Source organism: Streptomyces sp. R35, from assembly GCF_041053035.1.
In the GTDB taxonomy this organism is placed as follows: domain Bacteria; phylum Actinomycetota; class Actinomycetes; order Streptomycetales; family Streptomycetaceae; genus Streptomyces; species Streptomyces lutosisoli.
In genome coordinates, this window is sequence record NZ_CP163440.1 from 3721724 (window position 1) to 3748176 (window position 26453).

Sequence of the window (26453 nt, forward strand, 5' to 3'; positions counted from 1 at the left end):
ACCAGCCGACCGGCCGACCCATCCGACCGCGCTACGCGACCCACTGCTGATACGCCATGTTCGCCACCAGCGCGAACACCACCGTCAGCAGCACGACCCGTACGAACCCGCTGCCCTTCTTGAGCGCGGTGTGCGCCCCGATCGTCCCGCCGGCGAGGTTGAAGACGGCCATCAGCGCGGCCAACTGCCAGTGCACCGTGCCCTTCCAGGCGAAGGTCGCGAGCGCGCCCGCGTTGGTGCAGCAGTTGACGATCTTGGCGGTGGCGGAGGCGGTCACCAGGTCGAAGTGCAGGAGCGCGGTGAGGGCGAGCACCAGGAACGTACCCGTGCCGGGGCCGATCAGCCCGTCGTAGAAGCCGATGCCGAGGCCCGCGAGCCCGATCGCGGCGAGGACGCGGCGCGGCGAGACCGGGGCGGTCGAGGGCGCCGTACCGAAGGCGGGCCGCAGGATCACGAAGGTTCCGACGCCGAGCAGGACGACCATGACGACCGGCTTCAGCACCGCGGTGCTCATCCCGGCCGCGACGAAAGCCCCCGCCGTCGACCCGGCGAGCGCCGCGAGCCCGATCCGTACGGCCAGGCGCACATCGACGGGCGCCTTGCGCGCGTACGTCACCGCCGCGCCCGCCGTCCCGACGATCGCCACCGCCTTGTTCGTGCCGAGCGCGTACGCCGCCGGGGTCCCGCTCGGCAGCCCGAGCAGCAGCGCGGGAAGCAGGAGCAGCCCACCGCCACCGACGACCGCGTCGATCCAGCCGGCCACCAGGGAGGCGAGGCAGAGCGCAGCGGTGACGGTCAGCGATATGTCGGGCATGATCGCGACCCTATGGGCACGATAGATGTGCCGTCCATGAATTTCGTGAGGCTTGAGGGACTTCTGAGGTTCGGCCGCCCAGGGGTTCAGCTCACCGCGTCCAAGTAGCGCAAAACCGCCAGCACCCGCCGGTGCCCCGTCTCCGACGGCGGCAGGTCGAGTTTGCTGAAGATGTTCGCGATGTGCTTCTCGACGGCCCGTTCGGAGACGGTGAAGGCGGTGGCGATCGCGTGGTTCGTGCGGCCCTCGGCCATCAGCGCGAGGACCTCGCGCTCGCGGGGCGTGAGCCGGTCGAGGGCGGTGGCGCGGCGGCTCGCGCCGAAGAGCTGGGCGACGACCTCGGGGTCGAGGGCCGTACCGCCCCCGGCGACCCGTTCCATGGCGTCCACGAATTCGCCGATGTCGACGACGCGTTCCTTGAGGAGGTAGCCGAACCCGGCGGGCTCGCCCAGCAGTTGGGTCGCGTACGTCGTCTCCACGTACTGCGAGAAGATCAGCACCCCGGTGCCGGGGTGCTCCTTCCGCAGTCGTACGGCCGCCCGGATCCCCTCGTCGGTCTGGGTCGGCGGCAGCCGGATGTCGACGACGGCGACGTCCGGGCGGTGCTCGACCACTGCGGACAGCAGCGCGTCCGCGTCACCCACGGCGGCCGCGACCTCGACACCCCGTAGCTGGAGCAGCTGGGCCAGCCCGTCGCGCAGCAGGGCGGAGTCCTCGGCGATGACGACGCGCATGTGATTCCCGTGATCAGTAGGGCAGTTCGACCGTGACCACCGTAGGCCCTCCCGGCGGGCTGTCGCAGGTGAGCGTGCCGTCGACGGTCCGTGCCCGGGTGAGGAGTCCGGTCAGGCCCGAGCCGGCGCCGATCACCGCTCCCCCGCGTCCGTTGTCGCGGACGCCCAGCCGCAGCAGCCCGTCCCGGGCGGTCACCGTCACCGTGGCGGCGCTCGCCGCACTGTGCTTGGTCGCGTTGGCGAGGAGTTCGGCGGCGCAGAAGTACGCGATCGACTCGACCGCCGGGCTGGGGCGGGCGGTGATGTCGGTGGTGACCTTGACGGGCAGGGCGCTGTCGGCGGCCAGCGTGGCCAGGGCGGTGTCCAGGCCCTGGTCCAGTACGGGCGGATGGATGCCCTTGACGAGATGGCGCAGGTCGGCGATGGCCTGCGTGGCGTTGCCCTGCGCGGTGTCGACGACGGCGAGCAGTTGTTCCGGGGAGGCCCCCGCGCCGATCAGCTCCCTGATCATCGTGAGGTGCATCGCGAGGCCGACGAGCCGGGCCTGGGTGCCGTCGTGCAGATCGCGTTCGATCCGGCGCACGGTCGCCGCCGCGTCGTCCACGGCCTGGGCGCGGGTCTCCTCCAGGGTGCGGATGCGGCGGTCGGAGGCGTCCGGGCCGAGCAGGGCGGTGAGCAGGCCCCGGTGCGGGGCGAGCGACTGCCGCAACAGCCAGGACGCGGTGGCGAGGAGCAGCAGTCCGATGGCCACGGGGATCAGCCAGCGCGGCCAGGAGTCGACCTGGAACCCGAAGAACTCCAGCGACACCCGGTGCTCCGTGCCGTCGCTCGCCCGTTCCGTGCGGTAGTTCCACCGCGAGAGGAGGGGGTGCAGGGTGAGCAGGACGCCGTACGCGTATCCGATGACGACGGCGACGAGCCCGAAGAGGGCGGTGTACGGCGTCACCAGCGCGCAGGCGACGGCGCGCCAGCCGCTCCGGTCGCTCAGCAGGGCCCGCCGCCAGCCCAGTATCCCGTCGCCCGCGCGGCGCGCCGGCTCCTCGATCTCCAGCCCCAACAGGTGCCGGGCCAGGCCGCGTTGGAGCCTGCCGAGCACGAGCGCTCCCCGTACGGTCACGGCGATCAGCCACAGCCCCAGCGTGGTCACGGACAGCGCGCCGCCGATCAGCAGCCCCACGAGGGTGAGGACGAACCCGACCAGGGCGAGCGGGAAGGCGATCACTCCGTAGAGGACCGCCGCGAGGGCCTTGCGCCCGAAGGGGAAGGCCACGAGTGCGCGGAGGCGGTGCATGGCATCAACCTAGGAGAGAAGCGCCGCGGCGAGGCGGAGCTGGACGGCGGCCATGGCCCGGCCGAGCCATGGCATGAGCAGCAGGAAACCGATCCCGCCGACGATCGCGTGGAAGGCCCACGCCCCGGCGAAGGTGGGTCCGCCCCAGGAGTCCGCGTAGTCGGATCCGGAGACCCGCAGGGGCCAGCCCAGGTTCATCGGCACCAGGGACCAGCCGTAGACGGTGACGGCGAACACCAGAAGATTGACGGGCGTCGCGAGCACGGCGTGGGCCGGCCCCCGGGCGGACCCGGGCAGCTCCGCACCCAGGAAGCGGCGTACGAGCGCGCGCTGCCAGCGCCCGGCGGTGCCGCCCGGGCCCAGCAGGGCGAGGGGAATGCAGAGCAGCCCGAGGGGCAGGGCCAGCAGCGCGTACGCGACCCGGCGCCAGGTGTCCGCCGTGAACGGCTCACGGACGAGGCGCCAGGCCCGTACGGCGGTGTCGTCCCGGAGGCCGGGAGGCGGCGGTTTCCGGAGCTCGGGCGACGGTGGTTTCCGGAGCCTGGGAGGCGGTGGTTTCCGGACGGTGGCCATGATCTGTCCCCCTGGGCGTGAGCTGGTGTGATCGACAGCTCCAGCCTTCCGCTCCGGGGCGCCGTGATCGATCGTGCCCGCACGGATTCCAGGGGTCGTGCCTGCACCGATACCGGGGTCGTACCTGCACGGACTCCAGGGGTTCGGCCAGCCCCACCTCACAGCCCGCTCCGGCGCCGCTGCCCGAACCCTCACATCCGGACCGTGCCTCCGCTGAGGGCAGCGTTCCCCCCGGGAAACAGATGTGATGCGGCCGGGTAACACCGGCACCGCACGGTGTGGTCATGACCTCGAATGCGCGTGTGGTGGTGATCGGCGCCGGGCTCGCGGGCGCTCGGCTCGCCCGGCGGCTCGAAGAGCTCGGTGCGTCCGGCGGCACGTCCGGTGCGGCCGCCGTGTCCGTCGAGCTCGTCGGCGAGGAGGAGCACCGCCCCTACAACCGCGTCCTGCTCGCCGAGGTCCTGGCCGGCCGGTACGCCCCCGAGGTGATCGCCCTCCCGGCGCCGAGCCGGCTGACCCGCGCCCGGGTCACCGGCATCGACCGCGCCACCCGCACCCTGCACTGCGCGGACGGTTCGGTGATCGCATACGACACGCTGGTCCTCGCGACGGGCTCGAACCCCGTACTCCCGCCCCTGCGCGGCCTTTTCGGCCAGGGCGGGCACGAACTCCCCGAAGGCGTCCACGCGTTCCGCACCATGGACGACTGCCTGGGCCTGTCGAAGGCCGTACGGCCGGGCGCCCGTGCCGTCGTCATCGGCGGCGGTCTCCTCGGCGTCTCGGCCGCCCGCGCGCTGGCCGTGCGCGGCGCCCAGGTGGTGCTGGCCCAGCAGTCCGAGCGGCTCATGGAACGCCAGCTCGACCCGTCCGCCTCCCGTCTGGTCCACCGGCACCTCACGGACCTGGGCGTCGAGGTGCACACCGAGTGCCGGGTGCGCGACGTGCGCTGCGTCGGCGGCGCGGTCCGCTCGGTCGAGATGTCCGACGGATACGCCCTCGACGCCGACCTCGTCGTCCTCGCCTGCGGCGTCCACCCCCGTGTGGGCCTCGCACAGGACGCGGGGATCGCCGTCCACAAGGGCATCCTCGTCGACGACGAACTGCGTACGTCGGACCCGCACATCCGGGCGATCGGCGACTGCGCCCAGCACGAGGGCACGCTCTACGGCCTGGCCACACCGGCGCTCGAACAGGCCGATGTCCTCGCCGAGTTGATCGCCAGCGAGGCGGGCGCCGCCGGGAACGCCAACTCCCGTTACACCGGCACCCGTTCGCTCACCCGGCTGACCCTCACCGGGCAGTCCCACTCGCCTTTCGATCTGGCCGCCTTCGGCGAGACCGAACCCCGCCCCGGCGACGACGTCATCCAGCTCGCCGACGCCACCCGCGGCACCTACCGCAAGGTCGTCGTCCGCGACGACCGGCTGGTCGGTGGCGTGCTCGTCGGCGAACTCGGCACCGTCGGTGCCCTCGCCCGCGCCTGGGAGGGAGCGGAGCCGCTCCCCGCGGACGGCGCACCGCTGCTCCACCTGCTCACCAACGACGGAGGCTCCTAAATGTCCACGGACACGACGAAGGCGGCGAACGCCGCCGACGGCACCGCGCACACGATCGTGCTCGTCGGCCATGGCATGGTCGGCCAGCGCTTCCTCGAAGCGCTCGCCGAGCGCGGCCTGACCGCGACACACCGCGTGGTCGTGCTGTGCGAGGAGCCCCGTCCGGCGTACGACCGGGTCCAGCTCACCTCGTACTTCTCGGGCAGGACGCCCGAGGACCTTTCGATGACCGACATGGCGTTCATCGAGGAGCACGGCATCGAGCTGTACGTCGGAGACCCGGCGGAGACGGTCGACCGCGAGGCGAAGAAGGTCACGGCCAGGTCCGGCCAGGTCTTCGAGTACGACACCCTCGTCCTCGCCACCGGCTCCTACCCCTTCGTCCCGCCGGTCCCGGGCAAGGACGCCGAGGGCTGCTTCGTCTACCGCACGATCGAGGACCTCCTCGCCATCGAGGAGTACGCGAAGACCCGCACGACCGGTGCCGTGGTCGGCGGCGGCCTGCTCGGCCTGGAGGCCGCGGGCGCGCTGAAGGGCCTCGGACTCACCAGCCACATCGTCGAGTTCGCGCCGCGCCTGATGCCGGTGCAGGTCGACGAGGGCGGCGGCGCCGCGCTGCTGCGCACCATCGAGGGCATGGGCCTGTCCGTCCACACGGGTGTGGGCACGCAGGAGATCGTGGTCGACGAGTCCGGCGCCGTCACCGGCATGAAGCTGTCCGACGGCTCCGAACTCGCCACCGACCTGGTGGTGTTCAGCGCCGGCGTCCGTCCCCGCGACCAGCTGGCCCGCGACTGCGGCCTGACCGTCGGCGAGCGCGGCGGCATCACCGTCGACGAGCAGTGCCGTACGGTCGCCGACCCGCACGTCTTCGCGATCGGCGAGTGCGCGCTGGCCGCCGACGGCCGGGTGTACGGCCTGGTGGCCCCCGGTTACGAGCAGGCCGCGACCGTGGCCGCCACGATCGCCGCGGACGAGGCGTCCTTCACCGGCGCCGACCTGTCCACCAAGCTGAAGCTGCTCGGCGTGGACGTGGCGTCCTTCGGCGACGCGCACGGCGCCACCGCGGACTGCCTCGACGTCGTCTACTCCGACTCCCGCTCGGGCACGTACAAGAAGCTGGTCATCGGCCGCGACGGCCAGTTGCTCGGCGGCATCCTGGTCGGCGACGCGGACGCGTACGGCACGCTGCGCGCCCTCACCGGCTCGGTCCCGCCGATCTCGCCCGAACAGCTGGTGCTGCCGGCCGGTTCCGGGGGCGGCGCCCAGCTCGGCCCCTCCGCACTGCCGGACGAGGCGGTCATCTGCTCCTGCCACAACGTCACCAAGGGCACGATCCGCGGCGCGGTCACCGAGCACTCCTGCACGACGGTCCCGGAAGTCAAGAAGTGCACCAAGGCCGGTACGGGCTGCGGGAGTTGCGTCAAGGTACTCGGCCAGCTGGTCACCGCCGAGCTGGAGGCGAGCGGCGTCGAGGTCGACAAGGGCCTGTGCGGCTGCTTCTCGCAGACCCGCGAGGAGCTGTACGAGATCGTCCTCGCACTGCGGATCACCTCGTACCAGACCCTGTTGGACCGTTACGGCCGCGAGGGCGCCCGGGGCGGCGACGGCTGCGAGACCTGCAAGCCCGCCGTCGGCTCGATCATCGCCTCGCTCGCCCCGACCATCGGCACCAGCGGCTATGTCCTGGACGGCGAGCAGGCCACGCTCCAGGACACCAACGACCACTTCCTCGCCAACCTCCAGAAGAACGGCTCCTATTCGATCGTGCCGCGCATCCCCGGCGGCGAGATCACTCCCGAGAAGCTGATCGTGATCGGCGAGGTGGCCAGGGACTTCGGCCTCTACACAAAGATCACGGGCGGCCAGCGCATCGACCTGTTCGGCGCGCGGGTCGAGCAACTCCCCTTGATCTGGGCCAGGTTGGTGGACGCGGGTTTCGAGTCCGGGCACGCGTACGGAAAGGCGCTGCGCACGGTCAAGTCCTGTGTGGGCCAGACCTGGTGCCGTTACGGCGTCCAGGACTCGGTCCGCATGGCGATCGACCTGGAGCTGCGCTACCGGGGACTGCGCTCCCCGCACAAGCTCAAGTCGGCGGTCTCCGGGTGCGCCCGCGAATGTGCCGAGGCCCAGTCCAAGGACTTCGGCGTGATCGCCACCGCGAACGGCTGGAACCTGTACGTCGGCGGCAACGGCGGCGCGACCCCGCGTCACGCGGATCTGCTGGCCCAGGACCTGAGTGACGCCGAACTCATCCGCCTGATCGACCGGTTCCTGATGTTCTACATCCGCACGGCGGACCGTCTGGAGCGCACGTCGACCTGGCTGGAGCGGATTCCCGGCGGCCTCGACCACATCCGCGACGTGGTCGTGGAGGACTCGCTCGGCATCTGCGAGGAGCTGGAGTCGCTGATGACCGCGCATGTCGCCGCCTACCGCGACGAGTGGGCCGAGACCATCAACGACCCCGAGAAGCTGTCCCGGTTCGTGTCCTTCGTGAACGCCCCGGACACCCCCGACCCGGTCGTCGGCTTCGTCCCCGAGCGCGACCAGATCAAGCCCGATCTGCCGCTGCTGAGCATCGGCATGCGCCCCATGGAAGCCCTGGAAGGAAGCGCCCAGCGATGACCCTGGCACCCGAGACGACGGCCCTGAAGCTCCAACTCCTCCTGGAAGAGGGCTGGTTCACGGTCTGCGACCTGTCTCTTCTGACCCCGGGCCGCGGAGTCGCCGCGCTCCTGCCCGACGGCCGCCAGGTCGCGCTGTTCGCCGACCGCGCGGGGCGGACGTACGCCATCGACAACCGCGACCCGTTCAGCGGCGCGGCGGTCCTCTCCCGCGGGCTGACCGGCACCCACCAGGGCCGCCCGTTCGTCGCCTCCCCGCTCCTCAAGCAGCGCTTCGACCTGGAGACGGGGCGGTGCCTGGACGACGAGACGGTGAGCGTGGCGGTGTACGAGGTACGGACCTCCTGACGGCCGGGGTGACCGGGACCTCCTCGCGCCCGCCGGTCACCCCGCGCTTACTTGACCGATCGTTCTCCTTGGATCTACGGTCATGTTCGTGGCCAGGACCAAGGAGTTCGATCCGGACGCCGCGCTGCAGTCAGCCCTGGAGCTGTTCTGGCGGCGCGGCTACGAGGCGACGTCCATGGCGGACCTCGTCGAGCACCTGGGCGTCGGGCGCGCCAGCATCTACGCGACGTTCGGCAACAAGCACGAGCTGTACCTGAAGGCGCTGGACCGCTACCGCGAGACCCGCGACCCGCAACTGCTGCGCGAACTGTCCCAGCCGGGTCCCGCACTGCCCGCCGTACGCACGGTGGTACGCCGCTTCGCGACCGAGGCGGCCACCGAAGAGCGCCGTCTGACCGGCTGTTTCGTCACCAACACGGCCGCCGAGCTGGCACCGCACGACACGGCCGCCGCCCGCCGGGTCGAGCACAGCTGGGACCACATCGAAACCCTGCTGCACTCGGCGCTCGTCCGCGCACAGGCGCAAGGAGAGCTCCCCGAGGACCGCGACCCGCGGACACTGGCCCGCATGCTGCTGGTCCTGATGCAGGGGCTACGGATCGTGGGCAAGGCCTCGACGGACCCGTCCCGCGTCCGGGACGCGGCGGAGCAGGCCCTGACGCTGCTCGACTGAGCCACGCACGTCGCACCGCACACGCCTCTGAGGGGTACTCTGTGCATCCTCATTCTGAACCGATCGGTCAACAAAGGGGAGACATGACCACGCGCACTACGCCCTCCGCCCGAACCCGCTTCTCCGGCCGGACCGCCCTCGTGACCGGCGCCGGCTCCGGCATAGGCCGCGCCACCGCGCTCGCACTCGCCGCCGAGGGCGCGCACGTCGTCGTCGCCGGGCGCACCGCGGCCCCGCTCGACGAGACGGTCACGCTGATCGAGGAACGAGGCGGCAAGGCCCTGTCCGTGACGGCCGATGTGTCGCGCGCCGCCGACTGGCAGGCCCTGGTCGCGGCGGCCGTGGACCGCTTCGGGTCCCTCGACGTGGCGGTGAACAACGCGGGAGTGTTCCGCGGCGGGACCCCCCTGGCCGACCTTGCGGAAACGGACTGGCACACGCAGCTCGACACCAACCTGACCGGCGTCTTCCTCGCCCTCCAGGCGGAGATCCGGCTGATGCGCACCCAGCCCACCGGCGGCGCGATCGTGAACATCGCCTCCACCATCGGCCTGCACACCCGCCGTCCGGGCATCGCCGCCTACGCCGCCTCCAAGGCCGCCGTCACCGCGCTGACCCGCGCCGCCGCCCTGGACCACATCGCCGACGGCGTCCGCATCAACGTCGTCAGCCCCGGCGCCTCCGCCACCGCCATGTCCCTGCGCCCGGGCGAGACGGAGGCCGAGCGAGTGCGACGGGTGAAGCACGAGCTGCCGCTCGGCCGGATCTCGGCCACCGAGGAGATCGCCGCGGCGGTCCTCTACCTGGCGTCCGACGACGCGGCATCGGTCGTCGGCACGGACCTGGTGGTCGACAGCGGCGGATCGCTCTGAGGGGTTGATCTGAGGAGCTGGCTGGAGAACTACTGGCGGCTCAGTGGAGTCGTCACGGCTTGAGCGCGTCGTAAGTGACCCCGGTCAACTGCTCCGAAGCGGCCCAGAGCCGCTCCCCCGCCGTGTCGTCGAGGGTCCACCGGGCCCGCCAGGACTTCGCGGGCGCGCCGCGCCACATCGCGAACGACGGCCCCGTGAAGGAGTCGGGCCGCACCCCGGGCGCGGTGGCGGCGTACAGCGTGGGCAGCGCCCCGGCGTCGGCGCTCTGCCCGAAGAACCGGTTGCCGATCTCCATGAACCGCTCGGCACCCTTCCGCCCCTCCAGCCTGGGCCCGGCGGCCTGAAGGTTGGTGGAGGCGTACCCGGGATGCGCGGCGGCCACGACGACATCGGACCCGAGGGCGTCCAGTCGCCGCGCCAGCTCATGGGTGAAGAGCAGATTGGCGGTCTTGGACCGCGCATAGGCGATCCACTTCCGGTACGGCCGGCGCTCACTGTTGAGGTCGTCGATGTCGATGTTCGACAGCGCGTGGACCATGCTCGCCACGTTCACGACGCGCGCGCCGGGCGTGGCGAGCAGCGCGGGCATCAACAGCCCGGTGAGCGCGAAGTGCCCCAGATGATTGACCCCGAACTGCGTCTCGAACCCGTCGGCGGTCCGGCCGAGGGGCAGTGCCATGACCCCTGCGTTGTTGACGAGCAGATCGAGGCGCTCGAACGGGTACGCGCCCGCGAATTCTCGTACGGAACCCAGGTCCCCGAGATCCAGCCGCAAGAACACCACATCCGCACCCGGCACTTCGGTGACGATCCTGTCCCCGGCCTCGGCACCGCGCACCTCACTCCGACAGGCGAGCACGACCCGGGCCCTCTTCCGGGCGAGCTCACGCGCGGTCACGTATCCGATCCCACTGTTGGCCCCGGTGACGACGGCGGTACGACCACTCTGGTCAGGGATGTCACCCGCGCTCCAACCAGCCATGACCGACCTTCCTGTGCGAACGGATGGGACATCAGCGTACGAGCGGTGGACCACGCAGAGAGGAGCGGCACCCCCGCACAGGGTGCCGCTCCTCTTGGTGCACCGGAACCGTTGCCATGTCGGTGAGGGTCAGGATGACCGGCGACAGTCCCGGGGGTCATGCGGGCCGAAGGGCCTGGCGAGGCCCAGCCAGGGCCTGGCGAGGGCCCAGCAAGGGCCTGGCGAGGGCCCAGCAAGGGCCTAGCGGTGGTCGCTGCCCTTCGCCGACGAGGCCGCGCGTCCCGCCTCCAGGCGGGCCACCGGGATCCGGAAGGGGGAGCAGGAGACGTAGTCGAGACCCACCTCGTGGAAGAAGTGGACCGACTCGGGGTCGCCGCCGTGCTCGCCGCAGACGCCGAGCTTCAGGTCGGGGCGTGTCGCGCGGCCCGCCTTCACCGCGGACTTCACGAGGGAGCCGACGCCGTCCTTGTCGATGGTCTCGAAGGGGGAGACGCCGAAGATGCCCTTCTCCAGGTACGCCGTGAAGAAGGAGGCCTCCACGTCGTCCCGGCTGAAGCCCCACACCGTCTGCGTGAGGTCGTTCGTGCCGAAGGAGAAGAACTGCGCCGCCTCGGCGATCTGACCGGCCGTGAGGGCCGCTCGCGGGAGTTCGATCATCGTGCCGATCGCCAGCTTCAGCTCCGTACCGGTCGCCGCCTGCACTTCGGCGATGACCTGGTCGGCCTCCTCGCGGACGATCTCCAGCTCCTGGACCGTGCCGACGAGGGGGATCATGATCTCCGCTCGCGGGTCGCCCTTCGCGTTCTTGCGTTCGGCGGCGGCTTCCGCGATCGCCCGCACCTGCATGGTGAACAGGCCGGGGATGACCAGGCCGAGGCGTACGCCGCGCAGGCCCAGCATCGGGTTCTGCTCGTGCAGGCGGTGCACCGCCTGGAGCAGGCGCAGGTCGTTCTCGTTGGCGTCGCCGCGCGACTCCGCCAGCGCCACCCGCACCGACAGCTCGGTGACGTCCGGCAGGAACTCGTGCAGCGGCGGGTCCAGGAGACGGACCGTCACCGGGAGGCCGTCCATCGCCTCGAAGAGCTCGACGAAGTCCCGCTTCTGGAGGGGCAGGAGCTCCTTGAGGGATTCCTCGCGCTCCGCCTCCGTGTCGGCCAGGATCAGACGCTCGACCAGCTCGCGCCGGTCACCGAGGAACATGTGCTCGGTACGGCACAGGCCGATGCCCTGCGCACCGAAGCGGCGGGCGCGGAGCGCGTCCTCGGCGTTGTCGGCGTTGGCACGCACCCGCAGGCGGCGGACCCGGTCCGCGTACGCCATGATCCGGTGCACGGCCGCGACCAGCTCGTCCGCGTCGTCGGCACCCGCGTGCATCCGGCCCTCGAAGTACTCGACGACCGGGGACGGCACGACCGGGACCTCGCCCAGGTAGACCTTGCCCGTCGAACCGTCGATCGAGACGACGTCGCCCTCCTCGATGACCACACCGCCCGGGGCCGTCATCCGGCGCCGCTTGGTGTCGACCTCGAGCTCCTCGGCGCCGCACACGCACGTCTTGCCCATGCCGCGCGCCACGACGGCGGCGTGGGAGGTCTTGCCGCCGCGCGAGGTCAGGATGCCCTCGGCCGCGATCATGCCGTCCAGGTCGTCGGGGTTCGTCTCGCGGCGGATCAGGATGACCTTCTCGCCCGAACGCGACCACTTGATGGCGGTGTACGAGTCGAAGACCGCCTTGCCGACCGCCGCACCCGGCGACGCCGCGATGCCCCGGCCGATCTGCTCGACCTTCGCCTGGTCGTCGAAGCGCGGGAACATCAGCTGCGCGAGCTGGGCGCCCGTCACGCGCTGGAGCGCCTCCGCCTCGTCGATCAGGCCCTGGTCGACGAGCTGCGTGGCGATGCGGAAGGCCGCGCCCGCCGTGCGCTTGCCGACGCGGGTCTGGAGCATCCACAGCTGGCCGCGCTCGATGGTGAACTCGATGTCGCAGAGATCCTTGTAGTGGGTCTCCAGGGTCTCCATGATCTGCATCAGCTGGTCGTACGACTTCTTGTCGATCGACTCCAGCTCGGCGAGCGGGACCGTGTTGCGGATGCCCGCGACCACGTCCTCGCCCTGGGCGTTCTGGAGGTAGTCGCCGTACACGCCCTGGTGGCCGCTGGCCGGGTCGCGGGTGAAGGCGACGCCCGTGCCGGAGTCCGGGCCCAGGTTGCCGAAGACCATCGAACAGATGTTGACCGCCGTGCCGAGGTCGTGCGGGATGCGCTCCTGACGGCGGTACAGCTTCGCGCGGTCGCCGTTCCACGAGTCGAAGACCGCCTTGATGGCGAGGTCCATCTGCTCGCGCGGGTCCTGCGGGAAGTCGCGGCCTGCCTCGGTCTTGACGATCTTCTTGAACTTGGTGACGAGCTTCTTCAGGTCGGCCGCTTCGAGGTCCGTGTCGACGGTGACCTTCTTGGCCTCCTTCGCCGCCTCCAGCGCCTCCTCGAAGAGCTCGCCGTCCACGCCGAGGACCGTCTTGCCGAACATCTGGATGAGACGGCGGTACGAGTCCCACGCGAAGCGGTCGTCGCCGGACTGCTTGGAGAGGCCCAGCACCGACTTGTCGGAGAGGCCGATGTTCAGAACGGTGTCCATCATGCCGGGCATGGAGAACTTCGCCCCGGAACGGACGGATACGAGCAGAGGGTTATCGGCCTGGCCGAGCTTCTTGCCCATCGTCGCTTCGAGAGCTTCGAGGTGCGCACTCACCTCGTCACGCAGTGCCGCCGGCTCGTCGCCGCTGTCGAGGTAGGTCTTGCACGCCTCGGTGGTGATGGTGAAGCCGGGAGGGACGGGAAGGCCCAGGTTGGTCATCTCGGCGAGGTTCGCGCCCTTGCCGCCGAGGAGGTCCTTGAGGTCCCTGTTGCCCTCGGTGAAGTCGTAAACGAACTTCACTCCCTCAACGTCGCTGTCGCTGTTCTCAGCTACGAGGGGATCTTTGTTTTCCGACACGAGTCTCGACTCCTCGACGTCGCGGTGGCTGCCCTGACGACGGGGAACATACCCAGATCGAAGGCGTCTGGGCACGTCCACTTGCGCGTCATGCGCCTGTAACCACTCGTCCGCCAGCAGATCGAAAGTCAAAGCTTGGCAAGTCATCGGGGGCTGATGTTTTCACTTCTTGAACGCATCAACGCCCGTAGACCGTAGTACACGCTCGGATGAGCAGGCTTCGACACGCCTGAGTTCGATCGATGAACGATCAAGGGGTGGCACTGAGTGCCACCCCTTAGGGAAGTGCAGCCGTCCAAGATCCGCTCATCTGAGCGATGCCCCTATCAGGCGTGGCGCGAATCACGTCGCCAGGGCGGCGAGATTTCACCATGCGGACCACCATCTGGACGGTTCACACGCATGTCACACACGCGTGCGGTCACGGGTGCGGTGACGGGTCCGGTCAGACACCGAGCGCGGCCAGCCGCTCCTCGGCCCGCTCAGGCGCGTACAGGTATTCCACGACCAGAGCCCCGGCCCCCACCAGCCCCGCCCGCTCCCCCAGCCGCGAGGTCACCACGTCCAGATGAGCGGTGGAGCGGGGCAGCGCCCGCTGGTACAGCAGCTCACGCACGCCCGTGAGGAAGGGAGTTCCGGCCAAATCTCCGGCGATCATCAGTACACCGGGGTTGAGCAGCGTCACCACGGTCGCCAGTACGTCCCCGACCTGCCGCCCCGCCTCCCGGGCCAGCGCCATCGCCTCCGGGTGCCCGGACGTCAGCAGGTCGCGCACATCTGAGCCGGACGCGGCCGGGACCCCGGCCTCGGCGAGCCGGCGCGCCACCGCGCCACCACTGGCGACGGCGGCCAGACAGCCGTACGAGCCGCACCGGCACAGCGCGTCGGCGCCCACCCGGATGTGCCCGATGTCGCCCGCGCCGCCGTCGACGCCCCGGTAGATGCTGCCGCCGACGACCATGCCCGCACCGATACCGGTGGAGACCTTGACCAGCGCGAACGCCGAGCAGTCCGGATATCCGCTGCGCTGCTCGCCGTACGCCATGAGGTTGGCGTCGTTGTCGACGAGTACGGGGACGGCCGTCCTGGCGCCCCCACTCATGCCCGGTGCCGTGCCGCCCCCGCCCGCACCCGGCGCCGTACGCAGCCCCGCGTGTTCGGCGAAGGCGCGGCCCAGGCGGCCCCTTATGTCGTAGCCGTCCCAGCCCGGCATGATCGGCGGCTGCACGACGCGGCCGGTGTCGCTGTCGACGGGGCCCGGCACCGCGAGCCCGATCCCGCAGACCTCCTCCGCCCGGTGCCCGGCCTTCTCCAGCAGCTCGGCGAACCAGCGGCCGAGTTCACCGAGAACCGTCTCCGGGCCCTCGTCGATCACCAGGACGCCCGTGTGTTCGGCCAGGATCTCGCCGGTCAGGGTGAGGACGGCGGCCCGGCCGTGCCGGGTGTCGAGGTCGGCGGCGAGGACGACCGCGTGGGCGTCGTCGAATTCGAGGGTGATGGACGGGCGTCCGCCGAGCGGGGAGTCGACGGGGCCGCCCGCGCCCTCGCGCAACCAGCCCGCGCGGAAGAGCCGGTCGAGCCGCTGGCCGACCGTGGCCCGCGACAGACCGGTGGCCTGCTGCAGCGCGCCGCGCGTCGTGGCCCGGCCGCTGCGCACCAGTTCGAGCAGATCTCCGGCGCTTGCCTGATTCCCCGCCTTCACGGTCCTCCCTGCCCTTCCCGTCATGCGCACCCCCTTGCGTTCCTCAACTCTGCATTACATATTGAGTTTTGCGTGTTAAATAGACGTAACCCTACGGTAGCTAGTGCCGAACTGGTCGGCCGGACGTCTTCGGGGAGACCTGAGTGGACAGCACAACCCAACTCACCGCCTGGCGCACGGGTATCACCACCCCCGTGCGCACCTCCGGCACTCCTGTGCACGCCTCCGGCCCGCCCTCTTCGCCCGGTCCGGGTGACATCACCCGTTCCGGATCACTTGTATACGATCCTGCCGAGTCGACAGGGTCACTGCATCTCAGGGCCGCCCGGGTACTGAACGGAAACTGGACGGGAACGTCCACCGTGCCCTCGCGCGGTCTGTATCCGCACCAGTGGTCGTGGGACTCCGCGTTCATCGCGATAGGGCTACGCCATCTGTCCCCCTTGAGGGCGCAGACCGAGCTGGAGACCCTGCTGGGCGCGCAGTGGGCCGACGGTCGGATCCCGCACATCGTGTTCAACCCCTCCGTGCCGCTGGACGCGTACTTCCCGAGCCCCGACTTCTGGCGCTCCTCGACCGCGGGACGCGCCGCGGGCGCCCCGCGCACCGTACAGACGTCGGGCATCGTGCAGCCACCGGTGCACGCGCTCGCCGTGTGGCTGGTGCACCAGGCCGACCCGGGGCTGTCCCGGGCCCGCTCCTTCCTCCCCCGGATGTACCCCCGCCTGGCAGCCTGGCACCGCTATCTCCTGCACCGCCGAGACCTGGGCGGCGGCGGTCTCGCCTCTGTGGTCCACCCCTGGGAACAGGGCATGGACAACAGCCCCTGCTGGGACGCCCCGCTGAGCCGCGTCACCCCGGCACCGGCCCGCTCCTTCCGCCGCGCCGACCTCGACCACGGGGCCCCCGAGGACCGCCCGACGGATCTCGACTACGGGCGGTACGTGCGGCTCGCCACGGACTATCGGGACGGGGAGTACGCGGACGGGGTAAACGAGGGGGTGGCCCGCAGGGCCTCGGTTGAGGGTGGTGGTGGGAGACGGGCGGGCGAGTTCGCGGTCGAGGACCCGGCGTTCAACGCGCTGCTGATCGCCTCCGAACACGCGCTGGCCCGTATCGCGCAGGAGCTGGGCGCGGCGGGGACGGCACGGCACGCCCGGGCCGAGCGTCTGACGGCGGCGCTGGTGGAGCGGCTGTGGGATCCGGCGGAGGGGATGTTCTTCTGCCGGGACGTGCATGGCGAGACCGAGGGCGAGGGTGGAGTCAGGGGCGAGAGTGTCGGCAGGGGCGAGAGCGGAGGCCGGGTCGAGAGCGGTGCTCTCGGAGCGGAGCAGCGCTCTCGGAGCAGTGCTCACACTCCGGAGCAGCGCTCCCAGAGCAGTGCTCTCGCAAAGGAGCGGCGCTCTCCCCGTGGAGCACTGATCCCCGAGCGCAGTGTCGCCGGGCTGCTCCCCCTCATCCTCCCCGCGCTGCCGCGCGACATCGCCGCCACCCTCGTGGGTACCGCGAGCGGCCCGCACTTCGGGCTCGGCGGGGCCACCCGACTCGTACCGAGCTACGACCTCACCGGCGACGCCTTCGATCCGCACCGGTACTGGCGGGGGCCGGCCTGGTTCAACACCAACTGGCTGCTGGAGCGCGGGCTGCGGCTGCACGGCGAGCACGCGCGGGCGGACGGGCTGCGGGCCGCGCTGCTGGACACGGCCGGGGAGTCCGGGTTCGCGGAGTACGTGGACCCGTACACCGGCGAGGCCTGCGGAGCGCTCGGCTTCAGCTGGACCGCGGCACTGACGCTGGATCTGCTGCACGAGCCCTCGGGAGCGGACCAGGCGGACCAAGTCGTGTCCCACCCGGGGCGCTACGCGTTCGACAAGACACACAGCACAACAGCACGCAGCACAACAGGGCACAGCACAACAGGGCACAGCACAACAGGACACAGCGCATTCGATACGGGCGCCAAGGGAGGGAACCGGGGATGACGGACCGGCATCATCTGCTCGTGCACGGTGGGACGTTCGCCGCCGTGGGCGACGGCGGGGACATCAGCGGCGTGCGGGGCGGCAGCTCCCCGGACGGGTTATTCGTACGGGACGCCCGGCACCTCAGCCGCTGGCAGCTGACCGTCGACGGCGCGGTGCCCGAGGCGCTCACGCCGGTCGCGGACGGCGACACGGCACGTTGTGTGCTCGTGCCGCGCGGCGGCCGCACCGAGCCGCCCGCGTACACACTCTTCCGTGAACAGGCGGTCGCCGACAGCGCGTTCGTGGAAGCGCTGCGCGTCACCAGCAACCGTCCGACGCCCACCACGGTCCGCATCGCGGTCACCGCGGACGCCGACTTCACCGACCAGTTCGAGCTGCGCTCCGACTACCGTACGTACGCCAAGACGGGCGTCGTCCGCCAACGTCAAGTCCTGGACGACGGCGTGGAGTTCAGCTACCGACGCGGCGAGTGGCGGTCCTGTACGACGGTCACCTCCGAGCCCGCCCCGGACGGCGTCGAGGAGACGGGCACGGGCGCGCGTCGTCTCGTATGGACCCTGGATCTCGAACCGCACGGCTCCGCCGAGCTGTCGCTGCGGGTCGCGGCACGTCCGCACGGCGCCACGCGGGAGCCCCGTGTGCCGCTCTCCCCCGCCGCCGCCAATGAGCGACTCCTGGAGCTGGAGGACGAGTTCGCGGAGGGCGTGCCCTTCCCGACCGGCTGGCCCGAGCTGGCCGCGGCCTGCGCGCGGGGCCTGTCCGACCTGGCGGTGCTCCAGGTACCGGCGACGGGCCTGGACGGCGAGGAACTGCGCGTCCCGGCGGCCGGAGTTCCCTGGTTCCTCACCCTCCTGGGCCGCGACGCGCTGCTGACCTCGCTCTTCGCGCTCCCCTACCGCCCGCAGCTCGCCGCCGCCACACTGCCCGCGCTCGCCGCGACCCAGGCGACGGAGACGGGGGCCGAGGCGGTGTCCCAGCCCGGCAAGATCGTGCACGAGGTGCGGCACGGCGAGCTGGCGCACTTCGGGCAGGTGCCGTACGGGCGTTACTACGGTTCGGTGGACGCGACGCCACTGTTCCTGGTGCTGCTCGGGGCGTACACGGAGCAGACCGGTGATGTCACGCTGGCCCGGCGTCTGGAGGCCAACGCCCGCGCGGCGATCGGCTGGATGCTGGACCACGGCGGTCTGACCTCGCGCGGCTATCTCGTCTACCGCGCGGACGGCGGCGGCCTCGCCAACCAGAACTGGAAGGACTCCCCCGGCGCCATCTGCTCGGCCGACGGCAGCCGCCCCACCGGCCCGGTGATGGCGGCGGGCGCGCAGGGATACGCGTACGACGCACTGCGCCGCACCGCGCACCTGGCCCGCACGGTCTGGGGCGACGAGGTCTACGCGGCGCTCCTCGAACAGGCCGCCGGCGACCTCCGCGACCGTTTCCAGCGGGACTTCTGGATGCCTGAACACGCCTTCCCCGCGCTGGCGTTGGACGGTGACGGCCGCCATGTCGACGCCCTCGCGTCGGACGCGGGCCATCTGCTCTGGTCGGGCCTGCTCGACAAGGAGTACGGCGAGCTGGTCGGCCGCCGTCTGCTGGAGCCGGACTTCTTCTCCGGCTGGGGCGTCCGCACGCTCGCCTCCGGCCAGCCGGCGTACCACCCGCTCTCGTACCACCGCGGCTCGGTCTGGCCGCACGACAACGCGCTGATCACGCTGGGGCTGGCGAGGTACGGCCTGCACGACGAGGCTCGCACGGTGGCCCACGCGCTGGTCGACGCCGCCACCGCGGCGGGGCACCGGCTGCCGGAGGTCCTTGCGGGGTACGGGCGCGACAGTCATGGGGAGCCTGTGCCGTATCCGCATGCGTGCGTGCGCGAATCCCGTTCGGCTGCGGCTCCGTTGGCGTTGCTTACGGCGGTGGGGGGTGCCTGAGGTTCGGTGAGCGATGTGCGGGCCGGTGGGTGCTGGTCGCGCCCACGCGGCGGAGCCGCACAGTGTCACAGCCCCGCGCCCCTTACGGGGCGCTGGTCACGGCGGTCGGAGGTTGCCTTAGGAAGCCCCCGGAGAAAAGGATCAGCCCCCGGACGTGTCCAGCTCCGCGTCCTCGCTCACGCCCGCGCAGTCGTACGGGTCCTTCAGCCAACCCTCCGGCAGGACAACCCTGTTGTTGCCGGAGGTACGGCCGCGGGGCCCGTCCGCGCCCGTCGGCCACGGCTGGTCGAGGTCCAACTCGGCCAGTCCTTCGGAGAGTTCCGCGAGCGACGAGGTGATCGCGAGGCGCTTGCGCATTTCAGAGCCGACCGCGAAGCCCTTGAGGTACCAGGCCACGTGCTTGCGGAAGTCGATGACGCCGCGTGCCTCGTCGCCGATCCACTCGCCGAGGAGGGTGGCGTGGCGGACCATGATCGCGGCGACCTCGCGGAGGGTCGGGCGCATGATGTCCTGCGGACGTCCCTCGAAGGCCGCGACCAGGTCCGCGAAAAGCCACGGCCGGCCCAGGCAGCCGCGCCCGACCACGACCCCGTCGCAGCCGGTCTCCCGCACCATCCGCAGCGCGTCCTCCGCCGACCAGATGTCGCCGTTGCCGAGGACGGGGATCTCCGGCACGTGCTCCTTGAGGCGCGCGATGGCGTCCCAGTCCGCGGTGCCGCCGTAGTGCTGCGCGGCGGTGCGGCCGTGCAGCGCGATCGCTGTGACGCCCTCGTCGACCGCGATCCGCCCGGCGTCGAGGAACGTGATGTGGTCGTCGTCGATGCCCTTGCGCATCTTCATCGTGACGGGCAGGTCCCCGGCGCCGCTGACGGCCTCGCGGAGGATCGCGCGCAGCAGGTTGCGCTTGTAGGGGAGGGCGGAGCCGCCGCCCTTGCGCGTCACCTTCGGGACCGGGCAGCCGAAGTTCAGGTCGATGTGGTCGGCCAGGCCCTCCTCCGCGATCATGCGGACGGCCTTGCCGACGGTCGCCGGGTCCACGCCGTACAGCTGGATCGAGCGCGGCTTCTCGGTCGCGTCGAAGTGGATCAGCTGCATGGTCTTCTCGTTGCGCTCGACCAGCGCCCGCGTGGTGATCATCTCGCTGACGAACAGGCCTTTGCCGCCGCTGAACTCACGGCACAGCGTGCGGAACGGCGCGTTCGTGATCCCGGCCATGGGGGCCAGGACGACGGGCGGCTGCACAGTGTGCGGGCCGATCCGCAACGGGGAGGCGGGAGCAAGGACGGTCGTGGACATTCCCCCATTGTCGCGTACGGCGACGAGTGCTCGTACGAGAGATCATGTAGCAGTCATTAGTTAGACACACTATTGAAGGCGGCGTACGCTGGTGGGATGCCGGAGCTCAGCCACCGCCACCGCATGCTGGTGCTCGCGATCTGCTGCCTGAGCCTGCTGATCGTGAGCCTCGACGTCACTGTTCTGAACGTCGCTCTGCCCTCGATGCAGCAGGAACTGAACGCGAGCGTCGCGGGCATGCAGTGGACGATCGACGCGTACACACTGGTCCTCGCCTCGCTGCTGATGCTCGCGGGCTCGACCGCCGACCGCATCGGGCGCCGCAAGGTCTTCATGGCGGGTCTGGTCGTCTTCACGATCGGCTCGGTGCTGTGCTCCCTCGCCCCGAACCTCGACCTGCTCATCGTCTTCCGCATGGTGCAGGCGGTCGGCGGTTCGATGCTGAACCCGGTGGCGATGTCGATCATCACCAACACCTTCACCGACCCACGCGAGCGCGCCCGTGCGATCGGGGTCTGGGGCGGTGTGGTCGGCATATCCATGGCCGCCGGACCCCTGGTCGGCGGCCTGCTCGTGGACTCGGTCGGCTGGCGCTCGATCTTCTGGCTCAACCTCCCGGTGGGCCTCGCCGCACTCCTGCTGACCTGGCACTACGTCCCCGAGTCCCGCGCCCCCAAGGCCCGCCGCCCCGACCCGGTCGGCCAGCTCCTTGTCATCGCGCTGCTCGGCTCACTGACGTACGCGATCATCGAGGCGCCCAGCTCCAGCGCCCTCAGGACCCTCGCCTTCGGCGCGATCGCCGTCGCCGCGCTGCTCGGTCTGCTGCGGTACGAGCCCCGGCGCGCCGAACCCCTCATCGACCTGCGCTTCTTCCGCTCGGCGCCGTTCAGCGGGGCCACGGTCATCGCCGTCAGCGCGTTCGCCGCGCTCAGCGGCTTCCTCTTCCTCTCGACGCTCTATCTGCAGAACGTACGCGGCCTGAACGCCCTGCACGCGGGCCTGTGGATGCTGCCGATGGCGGCCATGTGCTTCGTGTGCGCGCCGGTGTCGGGACGGCTGGTCGGCAGCCGGGGACCGCGTGTGCCGTTGCTGGTCGCCGGGGTCGCGATGACCGCGAGCGGGGTGCTGTTCGCCGCGTTCGAGGGCGAGACGTCGAACGTCACGCTCGTCATCGGCTATGTCCTCTTCGGCCTCGGCTTCGGCTTCGTGAACGCCCCCATCACCAACACCGCCGTCTCCGGCATGCCGCGCTCCCAGGCGGGCGTCGCCGCCGCGGTCGCCTCGACCAGCCGGCAGATCGGCGGGACGCTGGGCGTCGCCGTGATCGGGGCGGTGCTGGCGTCCGGCATTCAGGCGTCCGCGTACAAGGACACGTTCGTGTCGGCCGCGCGGCCGGGGTGGTGGATCATCGCCGGGTGCGGGCTTGCCGTGCTTGTGCTGGGGGCGCTGACCAGTGGGCGCTGGGCGCGCGGCACGGCCGAGCGGACTGCTCGGCAGCTGGAGCCCTCCGGGGAACGGGATGTTGTGGGCGTACGCCCGGAGGCGGGGGCCGGGGCCGGGGCGACGTAGAGCTCGGCGAGGGAGGCGGGTTCTCGGCTGCGGGCCGTGTGTGGCTGGGCGCGCAGTTCCCCGCGCCCCTTAAGGGGCGCAGCCTTGCGGGGCGGGGGCTTACAAGGCGCCCCTCAGACAGCTGCCTCCGGCTCTGCCGCCAGGGCGATCTCGTGCAGCTTCTCCAAGCGCTCGCGGCTCTCCTCGTCCGTGGGGGCGTACGTCACCATGCGGGCGCCCATGTCGGGGGCGAGCCACAGGTCGGTGTGGTCGACGGTGATGAGGCCGACGTACGGGTTCACGAACTGCTTGGTCTTGCTGCGGGCGCCGACCACCTCGTACCGGTCCCAGATCTCGCGGAATTCCGCCGACTCCGTCTTGAGTCGCTTGACCAGCATCTTCCAGGCGGGCTCACCGAGGTGACCGGCCATCGAGGCGCGCAGTCTGGCGGCCATGAGACGCATGGTCTCGTCGAGGAACACGATCGACTTGCGCCACTCCGCGTTGGTGTAGGCGAGGAAAATGCAGTTGCGGTCCTCGGGCGGTACGGAGTTGAGGTCGCTCATCATCAGACGGGCGTACGTGCGGTTGTACGCCAGGATGTCGTACCGGCTGTTCTGGATGCAGGCCGGGACCGGCTCCAGCTGGGTCAGCATCTGGCGCAGGGCCGGGGTGAGGGTCGGGCACTTCGCGGCGGGTGTGGGGTCGACGGCGCCGGCCAGCCGGAAGAGATGGTCGCGCTCGCTGGAGTCGAGCAGCAGGGTGCGGGCCAGGGCGTCGAGGACCTGTTCGGAGACCTGGATGTCGCGGGCCTGCTCCAACCACGTGTACCAGGTGACGCCGACGGCGGAGAGCTGCGCGACCTCCTCGCGGCGCAGGCCCGGGGTGCGCCGGCGGCGGCCGCGGGGCAGTCCGACCTGCTCGGGCGGGATGCGCTCGCGCCGGTTGCGCAGGAAGGCGGCGAGCTCGTGACGCCGGATCTCGCTGCCGCGGGGGGCGGCGGTGCCGTGCGGTTGCGGCTCCACCAGCTGAAGAGGGGTGGTCTCCTGCGCCATCGTCGTCATGCCTCCAGCCTGCCGTTCACCGGAACCTGTTTCCAGGTACTGGTTCTACCAGGATAAGAAGACTCTGGTACCAGTCTGAGGCCGGGAGAATCCTGGAGCACGTGACCGAAACGGGAACTCTCACGACCTCAGTCCGCTCCCCCGCCGCACCACCCGTGCTCGGCGGCCTCGGACTCTTCACGGTGCTGCTCGGTGCGGCACTGCCCCTCATCGACTTCTTCATCGTCAACGTAGCCCTGCCGACCATCGGCCGTGACCTGAACGCGAGCGAGGCCGTCCTCGAACTCGTCGTCGCCGGCTACGGAGTCGCGTACGCCGTCCTGCTCGTCCTGGGCGGACGCCTCGGCGACCTCTTCGGCAGGCGCCAGTTCTTCCTCGGCGGCATGGCGGCCTTCGGCCTCACCTCGCTGGCGTGCGGGCTCGCGCCCACCGCCTGGACGCTGGTGGCGGCGCGCGTCGCGCAGGGCGCGGCGTCCGCGGCGATGCTGCCGCAGGTCCTCGCCACCATCCAGTCGGCGACCTCGGGCCCGCGCCGCGCGAAGGCCATGGGCCTGTACGGGGCCACGGCCGGCCTGTCCATGGTGGCCGGGCAGATCCTCGGCGGCGTCCTGGTCGCCGCCGACATCGCCGGCACCGGCTGGCGCTCGGTGTTCCTCGTGAACGTGCCCGTCGTGATCCTCGGCCTGATCCTCGCCGCACGCGCCGTCCCCGAGACGCGCTCGCAGCACCCCCAGCCGATCGACGCCCCCGGCACGGTACTGCTCGCCGTGACCCTGCTGGCACTCCTGGTCCCGCTCACGGAGGGCAGGGCAGCGGGCTGGCCGCTGTGGACCTGGCTGTCGCTCGCCGTGTTCCCCCTCGCGGCGGCGGCGTTCTACTTCGTCGAGCGCCGGGAGGACCGCCGTGGCCGTACGCCCCTGGTCCCGCCGAGCCTGTTCGCGCTCACGTCCCTGCGCCGGGGACTGGTGATGATCGTGCCGTTCTCGATCGGCTTCAGCGGGTTCATGTTCGTGATCGCGGTAGCGTTGCAGCGCGGTGCGGGCCTCGGTCCCGTAGCCGCGGGCCTGGCTCTCGCCCCCATGGCGGTCGTGTTCTTCGTCGTCTCCCTGTGCGGCCCCCGGCTGGTCGCCCGCTACGGCACCCGGGTCGTCACCGTCGGCGGCCTGATCCAAGCGGTCGGCGTGGCCCTCCTGGTGCTGGCGGCCTTGCGCTCCTGGCCGGACCTGGGGGTGTGGGAGCTGCTGCCCGGCGCGGCGGTCGCGGGCGCCGGTCAGGCCCTCCAACTCCCCGTCATCTTCCGGATCATCCTCTCCGAGATCCCGCCCGCCCGGGCCGGCGTCGGCGGCGGCGTCATGGTCACCACCCAGCAGTCGGCCCTCGCCCTCGGCGTAGCCACCCTGGGCTCCCTCTTCCTCGCCCTCGTCCCGGGCCACGGCATGCAGAACGCCCTCGTGACCACGCTGTTGGTGCAGCTGGCGGGCGTGGCACTGACCACGGCGCTGAGCTTGCGGCTGCCGCGGACGATCAGCTGAGTGCGCAGCAGTTCATCGCGCGTTCGAAATCATAAAAGAGATGCTCTTGATGTCACAGAGGCTATGGATCCAGAAGTGATCAATTAGCCACGTAACAGAAATGAAGAATGCCACACCGTACGGAGTCGTGGTGGTGCAACAATCAGGGTCTGCGCATCTACGGGGGCTCTGCATGTCCACACCTCAACCACCAGCACACCCGCCGACACCTCCACGCCGACCGACGGATCCCGGTGCTCCCCATAAGTGGCAGGCGATTGCGGCACTGATCAGCGCGGGGGTTGGCGTTCTCACTTTCGCGGTGGGTTTCGTAGGGCTCCCGGCGGCGGGGGTCAAGTCGCCGGTAGGAGCTGCCGAGACGGTCACCGCGACGGCAACTGTGACGGCAACTGCGGCCAATACACCGGGCGACAACAGCGGCGAAGGCGTCGGTCAGTCACCGGCTTCGTCGTCTCCGAAAGTTCAGTGGGCAGGTCCCCTCCTTCTGGACGACAGCTTCGATCTCGACATAGCTCCTCCTGTAGCCACGGGAGCGATAGACATTCGCCTTTACAGCTTCCAGGAACAGAAGGCGATATTCGACTACAACAAATACGCTCTCGTACCGGAGGGGGAATCGCCGGGTTTCAGCGAATGCCAACTGCTGGCCACCACTAAATCTCAAGAGCCGATCGCCATAGCTGAAGGCCGCAGCGTCTGCTTGCATACGGACGGAGGGCGCGTGGCACTTGCCACGCTGAATTCTCTGAATATCGATGCCCAGACGGCCGACGTCACGGTAAAGGTATGGGAAGAAACCGGACCATAGTCGCGCGGACAGACCGGCCGGATCGGATCAGCCGCGATCACGCGCCGATCCCAGGTCAGGCCGGCGGGGCGAGCAGCGACTCCGACTGGGCCGCGCGCCGCAGGGCGTCCGTGACGAAGCCGTTCGCCTTCAACTCCTCGACGAGGTCCCGGAGGAAGCGGACGGTCTCGGGACTGCGGGTGGTGGTCGTGCCGACCGCCTGACGGATCTGCATGAACCGGTCCTCGATCAGCCGGAGTTCCGGGTGCCGCGCGACGAACTCGGTCATCGGCTGCCTGATGCCGGCCGCCACCTCCAGGTCCTCGGCACGGAACACGTCGGCCCCTTCGTCCCCACGCACCACGCTCGCGTGCCGCAGCGTGCGGGACAGGAAGAGGTCGTAGGCGGACCCGCGCTTCACACCGATCCGTACGCCGGGGCGGTCCACGTCCGCGACGGTGGTGAGGTCCGAGTCGCGGGGGACGGCGTACACGCCCTCGATCACGACGTACGGCGCCGTGAACGCGACCTCGGCCTCGCGGGCGGGCTCGACGGCCAGGAAACAGATGTCGGCCCGGCCCTCCGCCATCGCCTCGTACGACTTGCGCGCGGCGTCGAAGCAGATGAGTTCGACCGGCAGTTCCAGCCGCGCACCGATCTCGCGCGCGAGGTCGACGGTGATGCCGGCCGGGGCCGCCGGAGTGCCCTGAGCGAGCACCGGATTGCCCAGGTTGATCGAGGCCCGCAGGGTGCCGTGCGGGGCGAGGTCCTTGGCCGTGGCGGCGGTTCCGGTAGTCATGGGCGGATTTTAGGTGCGGCCTGCGACCGGGCCCACACCGAACTCACCGCCGAAGTGCCCCCGTTGATCTTCGCCATGCTGCACACTCCTTGCTGCGCAAGCGAAGCGGTAACACCTGGAGGTGTCATGCTGCAGATCAACACGAGCAAGGTAAGCCGCTGGGACCAGCACGGCCGCGAGCACGTCGTACACGTACAACGAGCGGGCGTCCAGCGCACGATCAGATGCGACACCTGCGGCTGGCGCAAGGGCGCGCAGTTCCTGCCGTGGCTGAAGGCGGAGGAACACCTGGCGGAGGCGCATCAGGCGACGGTGGATCCGACGGAGGCCTAGAGGGACCCAGAGGAC

The 26453-nt window shown here is 70.7% G+C and carries 21 protein-coding genes; 11 read left to right on the forward strand and 10 right to left on the reverse strand.

Going from position 1 to position 26453, the window contains the following annotated elements:
- Positions 1 to 31: 31 nt before the first annotated feature.
- From AB5J50_RS17095 to AB5J50_RS17110, 4 genes are all read right to left on the reverse strand, one after another.
- A complete protein-coding gene (locus AB5J50_RS17095) occupies positions 32 to 814 on the reverse strand; it encodes a sulfite exporter TauE/SafE family protein (RefSeq protein ID WP_369258977.1) in 783 nt (260 codons plus the stop codon).
- Between the two features lie 86 nt (positions 815 to 900).
- Positions 901 to 1548: a response regulator gene (locus AB5J50_RS17100; protein ID WP_369258979.1), complete on the reverse strand. Its 648-nt coding sequence runs from the start codon at positions 1546 to 1548 to the stop codon at positions 901 to 903.
- 13 nt (positions 1549 to 1561) lie between these two features.
- Positions 1562 to 2839, reverse strand: a complete 1278-nt coding sequence (locus AB5J50_RS17105; protein WP_369258981.1) for a sensor histidine kinase — start codon at positions 2837 to 2839, stop codon at positions 1562 to 1564.
- A gap of 9 nt (positions 2840 to 2848) precedes the next feature.
- Complete coding sequence (locus AB5J50_RS17110; RefSeq protein ID WP_369258983.1) at positions 2849 to 3412, reverse strand: hypothetical protein; 564 nt, start codon at positions 3410 to 3412, stop codon at positions 2849 to 2851.
- A 284-nt stretch (positions 3413 to 3696) separates the two neighbouring features.
- On the opposite strand from AB5J50_RS17110, the gene AB5J50_RS17115 reads away from it, so the two are divergent.
- The 5 genes from AB5J50_RS17115 to AB5J50_RS17135 all read left to right on the forward strand — a co-directional run bounded on the left by AB5J50_RS17115 (position 3697) and on the right by AB5J50_RS17135 (position 9488).
- Positions 3697 to 4968, forward strand: coding sequence for an NAD(P)/FAD-dependent oxidoreductase (locus AB5J50_RS17115; protein ID WP_369258985.1), 1272 nt, complete (start codon positions 3697 to 3699; stop codon positions 4966 to 4968).
- Positions 4969 to 7596 (forward strand): nitrite reductase large subunit NirB, encoded by a 2628-nt coding sequence (gene nirB / locus AB5J50_RS17120; protein WP_369258987.1) that lies wholly within the window; start codon positions 4969 to 4971, stop codon positions 7594 to 7596.
- On the forward strand, positions 7593 to 7943 hold the full coding sequence (nirD, locus tag AB5J50_RS17125) for a nitrite reductase small subunit NirD (RefSeq protein WP_369258989.1): 351 nt from the start codon (positions 7593 to 7595) through the stop codon (positions 7941 to 7943). Before nirB ends, nirD begins: the two co-directional genes overlap by 4 nt.
- A gap of 88 nt (positions 7944 to 8031) precedes the next feature.
- Positions 8032 to 8616 carry a TetR/AcrR family transcriptional regulator gene (locus AB5J50_RS17130; RefSeq protein ID WP_369258991.1) on the forward strand — a complete coding sequence of 195 codons (585 nt, stop codon included), beginning with the start codon at positions 8032 to 8034 and terminating at the stop codon, positions 8614 to 8616.
- A gap of 83 nt (positions 8617 to 8699) precedes the next feature.
- Entirely contained in the window at positions 8700 to 9488 is a 789-nt protein-coding gene (locus tag AB5J50_RS17135) for an SDR family NAD(P)-dependent oxidoreductase (protein ID WP_369258993.1), read from the forward strand.
- Between the two features lie 52 nt (positions 9489 to 9540).
- On the opposite strand, the gene AB5J50_RS17140 is transcribed toward AB5J50_RS17135, so the two are convergent.
- The 3 genes from AB5J50_RS17140 to AB5J50_RS17150 all read right to left on the reverse strand — a co-directional run bounded on the left by AB5J50_RS17140 (position 9541) and on the right by AB5J50_RS17150 (position 15187).
- A complete protein-coding gene (locus tag AB5J50_RS17140) occupies positions 9541 to 10470 on the reverse strand; it encodes an oxidoreductase (RefSeq protein WP_369258995.1) in 930 nt (309 codons plus the stop codon).
- Between the two features lie 240 nt (positions 10471 to 10710).
- Complete coding sequence (gene ppdK, locus AB5J50_RS17145) at positions 10711 to 13404, reverse strand: pyruvate, phosphate dikinase (protein ID WP_369258997.1); 2694 nt, start codon at positions 13402 to 13404, stop codon at positions 10711 to 10713.
- A gap of 502 nt (positions 13405 to 13906) precedes the next feature.
- Positions 13907 to 15187, reverse strand: a complete 1281-nt coding sequence (locus AB5J50_RS17150; RefSeq protein WP_369258999.1) for an ROK family protein — start codon at positions 15185 to 15187, stop codon at positions 13907 to 13909.
- Between the two features lie 284 nt (positions 15188 to 15471).
- Between AB5J50_RS17150 and AB5J50_RS17155 the strand changes: the two genes are divergently transcribed.
- Together AB5J50_RS17155 and AB5J50_RS17160 are read left to right on the forward strand one after the other, a co-directional pair.
- A complete protein-coding gene (locus tag AB5J50_RS17155; protein WP_369265424.1) occupies positions 15472 to 17145 on the forward strand; it encodes a hypothetical protein in 1674 nt (557 codons plus the stop codon).
- Positions 17142 to 19079, forward strand: a complete 1938-nt coding sequence (locus AB5J50_RS17160; RefSeq protein ID WP_369259001.1) for a glycogen debranching N-terminal domain-containing protein — start codon at positions 17142 to 17144, stop codon at positions 19077 to 19079. Before AB5J50_RS17155 ends, AB5J50_RS17160 begins: the two co-directional genes overlap by 4 nt.
- A gap of 141 nt (positions 19080 to 19220) precedes the next feature.
- Here the strand turns inward: AB5J50_RS17160 and dusB are convergent, their stop codons facing one another.
- Positions 19221 to 20375 (reverse strand): tRNA dihydrouridine synthase DusB, encoded by a 1155-nt coding sequence (gene dusB / locus AB5J50_RS17165; RefSeq protein ID WP_369259003.1) that lies wholly within the window; start codon positions 20373 to 20375, stop codon positions 19221 to 19223.
- A gap of 96 nt (positions 20376 to 20471) precedes the next feature.
- On the opposite strand from dusB, the gene AB5J50_RS17170 reads away from it, so the two are divergent.
- Positions 20472 to 21944 carry an MFS transporter gene (locus AB5J50_RS17170; RefSeq protein ID WP_369259005.1) on the forward strand — a complete coding sequence of 491 codons (1473 nt, stop codon included), beginning with the start codon at positions 20472 to 20474 and terminating at the stop codon, positions 21942 to 21944.
- A 113-nt stretch (positions 21945 to 22057) separates the two neighbouring features.
- Here AB5J50_RS17170 and AB5J50_RS17175 read toward each other — a convergent pair whose 3' ends face one another.
- Positions 22058 to 22987, reverse strand: coding sequence for a helix-turn-helix transcriptional regulator (locus AB5J50_RS17175; RefSeq protein ID WP_369259007.1), 930 nt, complete (start codon positions 22985 to 22987; stop codon positions 22058 to 22060).
- Positions 22988 to 23088: 101 nt separating this feature from the next.
- On the opposite strand from AB5J50_RS17175, the gene AB5J50_RS17180 reads away from it, so the two are divergent.
- Both AB5J50_RS17180 and AB5J50_RS17185 read left to right on the forward strand, forming a co-directional pair.
- Positions 23089 to 24519 (forward strand): MFS transporter, encoded by a 1431-nt coding sequence (locus tag AB5J50_RS17180; RefSeq protein ID WP_369259009.1) that lies wholly within the window; start codon positions 23089 to 23091, stop codon positions 24517 to 24519.
- Positions 24520 to 24820: 301 nt separating this feature from the next.
- Positions 24821 to 25327, forward strand: a complete 507-nt coding sequence (locus AB5J50_RS17185; protein ID WP_369259011.1) for a hypothetical protein — start codon at positions 24821 to 24823, stop codon at positions 25325 to 25327.
- Between the two features lie 55 nt (positions 25328 to 25382).
- Here AB5J50_RS17185 and AB5J50_RS17190 read toward each other — a convergent pair whose 3' ends face one another.
- Entirely contained in the window at positions 25383 to 26105 is a 723-nt protein-coding gene (locus AB5J50_RS17190) for a transporter substrate-binding domain-containing protein (protein ID WP_369259013.1), read from the reverse strand.
- Positions 26106 to 26231: 126 nt separating this feature from the next.
- Between AB5J50_RS17190 and AB5J50_RS17195 the strand changes: the two genes are divergently transcribed.
- Positions 26232 to 26438, forward strand: a complete 207-nt coding sequence (locus tag AB5J50_RS17195) for a hypothetical protein (protein ID WP_327428564.1) — start codon at positions 26232 to 26234, stop codon at positions 26436 to 26438.
- Positions 26439 to 26453 lie beyond the last annotated feature (15 nt).